This window comes from Aquabacterium sp. UBA2148 (genome assembly GCF_002328915.1).
Classification (GTDB): domain Bacteria; phylum Pseudomonadota; class Gammaproteobacteria; order Burkholderiales; family Burkholderiaceae_C; genus Aquabacterium; species Aquabacterium parvum.
This window is the reverse complement of the sequence record NZ_DCXA01000015.1, coordinates 10,285-13,724: the sequence shown is the minus strand read 5'-3', so window position 1 is coordinate 13,724 and position 3,440 is coordinate 10,285. Positions and strand designations below refer to the sequence as shown.

Genomic DNA, 3,440 nt, shown 5'->3' with positions numbered 1-3,440 from the left:
CCGGACTGCCCTGCGCTGTACTACCTGCTCTACAAGTTCCACGCTCGGCACGGTGACACAGCTCAGGCCGAGTTCGCGGCGCTCAAAAGCCTGGACGTGGCGGCCATGCAAGCGGGGCTGCCAGGCTCCTGGCAACAAGTGGACGCGGGCATGGCTGATTTCCAGTCGCCCGGACCAGCGCGCTTCTGGCTTTTCACGCTCAAGGCACTGGCCTTCATCCGCCTTCGGCGGCGCGACGCGCTGGGCGCCCGGGCCTACCTGCGCAAGGTTCAGGAGCTCGATCCCACCGGAGGCACCGGCGCTGGCGTGATCGACGCCTTGCTCAAGGGAGCGGCCTGAGCGTCGCCTCGCGGCGCAATGGCCACTGCCGCCACAGCATCGCGCCCACCAGGAGCAGCAAGGGCAAAGCGTAAACCGGCGCAGCCCCCACCCGCTTGAGGCAAGACAGCACGAACACCAGCCAGATGACGTGGCCACACACTCGGTGCAAGGCCTGCCAGCGCGCGCGTCCCAACTTGTGCACCGCTGCGTCAAAGGATGTCAACGCCATCAGCGCCACGGCCACGTAACCTGCACCACCGATCCACCGGCTGAGTTGCGGCGTGAGCTCCGCCCACAAAGCAGGATCAGCCCACATCGCCAGGCACGCAATGCCCACAGCGTGACACGCGTGCGACGTGGCGAACAACAAGCCCACCTGCCGACGCTGCCGCATCAGCGCAGCACTCATGGCACCAGGCCAACGGCGCCACCACGCCGAGGCGACAAAAGCCAGCAGGAACAGCACCAGCGACAGCCGAGCCGTCAGCCGGATGAGCCTGCGCGCGCCCTCGGCATCGGGCTGCGCCAGCAACATGGACACGGTCAGCAGCGCGAGCAACATCGTCCCCCAGGCCCACAGGCGCCAGGGCGAAGCAGCTGAGTCCCGTGACCGCTGACGGGAGTCGGGTGGCGATGAATCCGGCATGGATGTTCAGGTGTGGGTTGCGATGGCTGACATGCTGACCGCACCTGGAACCAACGAGAAGCCAGAATGCACACTGCTTACATTGACATCCATCCACCCGTCTTGCCATGCCAGACACCCGCCCGAAGCGATACCACCACGGCAACCTGCGCCAAGCCGTCATCGACACCGCCTTGCTGCTGGCAGAAGAGTCCGGCGACGAACGCATCAGCTTGCGAGAAGTGGCAAGGCGCATCGGCGTGTCCTCGGGGGCGCCATTTCGGCACTTCGCCGATCACACCGCCTTGATGACCGCCATCGCCGAAGAAGCCACCGTGCGCCTGAGGTTGATGGTCGATCGCGACCTGCATCGCGCGCCACCCTCTGCCATCGAGCGGCTGCGCACCATGGGGCACAGCTTCCTGGCCTGGGCGTTGCAACACCCGACTTCGTTCAGGCTGGTGTCCGCGCGGCGCTTGTATGACTTCAACGCCTCGCCATCGCTGCAAGCGCACTTCCAGGCGGTGCGGGACCGCACCGTGGCACTCGTCAAGCAAGCGCAACTCGAAGGCGACCTTCAAGACAATGTGGCAGCCGAGCGCCTGGCGCTGATGCTGCGCAGCGCCGTCTACGGCATGGCACGCATGCACGTGGACGGGCAACTGGCGCAATGGGGCGTGGGCCCACGCGCAGCACGGCGGCAGCTGCAGGCCACGCTCGACGCCCTGGTCGACGGCTTTCGGCACCAAGGCCCTCGCAAGACCGGCCCCGCAACCCACCCACCGGAATGAAAAAGGCCAGCACGTCTGCACGCGCTGGCCTTGTCACCTGGTGTGCGGCCTCAGCCGCTGCTCACGCTCAGGGCTTGTAGACGAGGGGCGTCAGCGGATTGCCCACAGCGATGCTGGAGCAGTTCTGGGGCGCGGCCTTGCCAGCGAATCGGTCGTCGATCCAGGAGGTGGCCCAGGGCAGCCAGTTCAGCATGGTGGTGAAGTGGCTGGTGCCCCATTCCTTGTGCTGAACGGGCACACCTTGAGCGCAGTACTGGCGGGCCAGCGTGCGGACGTCACCCGCCAGCATCACGCCATCACCGGCACCCCAAACCGGAGAGGGCTTGGTGCCTTCCCAGATGCCGCCGGTGCCTTGACCGATCTGCAGCGGGATCTCGGGCGTGCCGCCGGTGCCCATGATGACCTTGTTGACCGCTTCCACGTATTCCTTGATCTTGGTGCGATCCTGGAACTCGGGCTTGACCAGGTCTTTCCAGGTCACCCGGCTGTACTGACCCAGCACATAGGCGATCGATGCCTTTTGCATCTTGTTGTAGACCTCCAGGCCGCGCGTGGTCAGGTACTTCTGGATGTCGATGTCATAGGAACGCGAGACACCGATGACCGCCATCGGCAGCACACCGCCCCAGATGGGCGCGCCTTCGACGTAGGTCAGGTTGTGCTCGGGGCTCACCAGCGTGCCGCCGAAGGCCGCACCGATCAGGTTGGGCTTGAGGTCGGGGGCGTAGCTGGGTGCCAACTCGGCGGCCCACTCGGTGGCAATGGCGCCGCCCGAGTAGCCCATCATCACGACCTTGGCATCGCGGCCCAGGCCGATCTGGGGAGCGTTGAAGGTCGCGCGGATCGAGTCCAGCGTGTTGTAGCCGTATTCCGGGCCCGCGGCGAAGTTCGCACCCTGGCCTTCCGTGTCCGAGATGACAACGGTGTAGCCCTTCTTGACGTAGGTGCCGAACAGCACGGTCTCGACGGCAGGCAAGAGGTCAGGCAGGCGCTTGCCGCCAGCGTAGGCACGCGAAGGACCGTCTTCCGGGTTCAGCGAGTCGTAGAACGACTGGTACGAGATGACCTTGTTCTTGTTCGCGCAACTGACCTTGGCGCAGTCGGGCGCGAAGATGGTGGTCACGTTGGAGGTCGGGCGCAGCTTGGCGTCGGTCGAGCGGTACACCAGCTGGGTGGCTTGCATCGAGGTCTTGATGCCGGCGATGTAGACCGAGATCGTGCGGCTCTTGAGGACGGTGCCCGGCGCGATGTCGGCCAAAGGGGTGCTGCCGGTGTACTGGTAGAAGGGGTCGGGCGTGGCCGCGCTCGCCATGCTGGGCAGCATGAGTGCGGTGACGGCGGCTTGCGCTGCGGTCAGCAGCAGGCTTTGTTTGCTCAGGCGGAATCGCATCTTGGTCTCCGGGTTTATGACTGGCAGTGGTCTGTCGTGAAAACAGTTTCTGCCGCCGACCTCTTGAATGCATTTGCTTGAACGGCCACCAATTGGCCCGAGCGACCAGAACCAGGGTTAGACCGAATCCGCCGGCACCAACATGAACGGCGGACAAACCCGCAATGATCGTGAAATGCTCCTCAGCCTGTCAGCCTCTCAACCCCGCAGCAAGGCAGCCCCCTTGATCTGCGCATGCACGGCCAGACCGGGCCTCAAGCTCAGGGCGACCACCGATCGCCGCGTCAGACGAGCCAGCAAAGCGCTGCCATCC

Annotated in this window: 4 protein-coding genes and 1 pseudogene; 2 read left to right on the top strand and 3 right to left on the bottom strand. The window is 65.2% G+C overall.

Features of this window, described 5'->3' with window-relative positions; translation table 11 throughout:
* Positions 1-339, top strand: a 339-nt coding sequence (locus tag B2W70_RS00600; RefSeq protein WP_286741995.1) for a hypothetical protein, incomplete at its 5' end; no start/stop codon positions are given.
* On the opposite strand, the gene B2W70_RS00595 is transcribed toward B2W70_RS00600, so the two are convergent.
* Positions 323-967: a hypothetical protein gene (locus B2W70_RS00595; protein ID WP_286741993.1), complete on the bottom strand. Its 645-nt coding sequence runs from the start codon at positions 965-967 to the stop codon at positions 323-325. The two genes, B2W70_RS00600 and B2W70_RS00595, sit on opposite strands and share 17 nt — an antisense overlap.
* 107 nt (positions 968-1,074) lie before the next feature.
* Here B2W70_RS00595 and B2W70_RS00590 point away from each other — a divergent pair, with 107 nt between their 5' ends.
* Positions 1,075-1,737, top strand: a complete 663-nt coding sequence (locus B2W70_RS00590) for a TetR/AcrR family transcriptional regulator (protein WP_286741991.1) — start codon at positions 1,075-1,077, stop codon at positions 1,735-1,737.
* Between the two features lie 67 nt (positions 1,738-1,804).
* On the opposite strand, the gene B2W70_RS00585 is transcribed toward B2W70_RS00590, so the two are convergent.
* Both B2W70_RS00585 and B2W70_RS00580 read right to left on the bottom strand, forming a co-directional pair.
* Positions 1,805-3,127 carry a lipase family protein gene (locus B2W70_RS00585; RefSeq protein ID WP_286741989.1) on the bottom strand — a complete coding sequence of 441 codons (1,323 nt, stop codon included), beginning with the start codon at positions 3,125-3,127 and terminating at the stop codon, positions 1,805-1,807.
* A 198-nt stretch (positions 3,128-3,325) separates the two neighbouring features.
* Positions 3,326-3,440: pseudogene (locus B2W70_RS00580) on the bottom strand (TOBE domain-containing protein); the annotation flags it as partial.

Excerpts from the sequence above, each read along its gene's own strand:
- B2W70_RS00595 (WP_286741993.1), bottom strand. The coding sequence starts at position 967 with ATGCCGGATTCATCGCCACCCGACTCCCGTCAGCGGTCACGGGACTCA.
- B2W70_RS00590 (WP_286741991.1), top strand. The coding sequence starts at position 1,075 with ATGCCAGACACCCGCCCGAAGCGATACCACCACGGCAACCTGCGCCAA.
- B2W70_RS00585 (WP_286741989.1), bottom strand. The coding sequence starts at position 3,127 with ATGCGATTCCGCCTGAGCAAACAAAGCCTGCTGCTGACCGCAGCGCAA.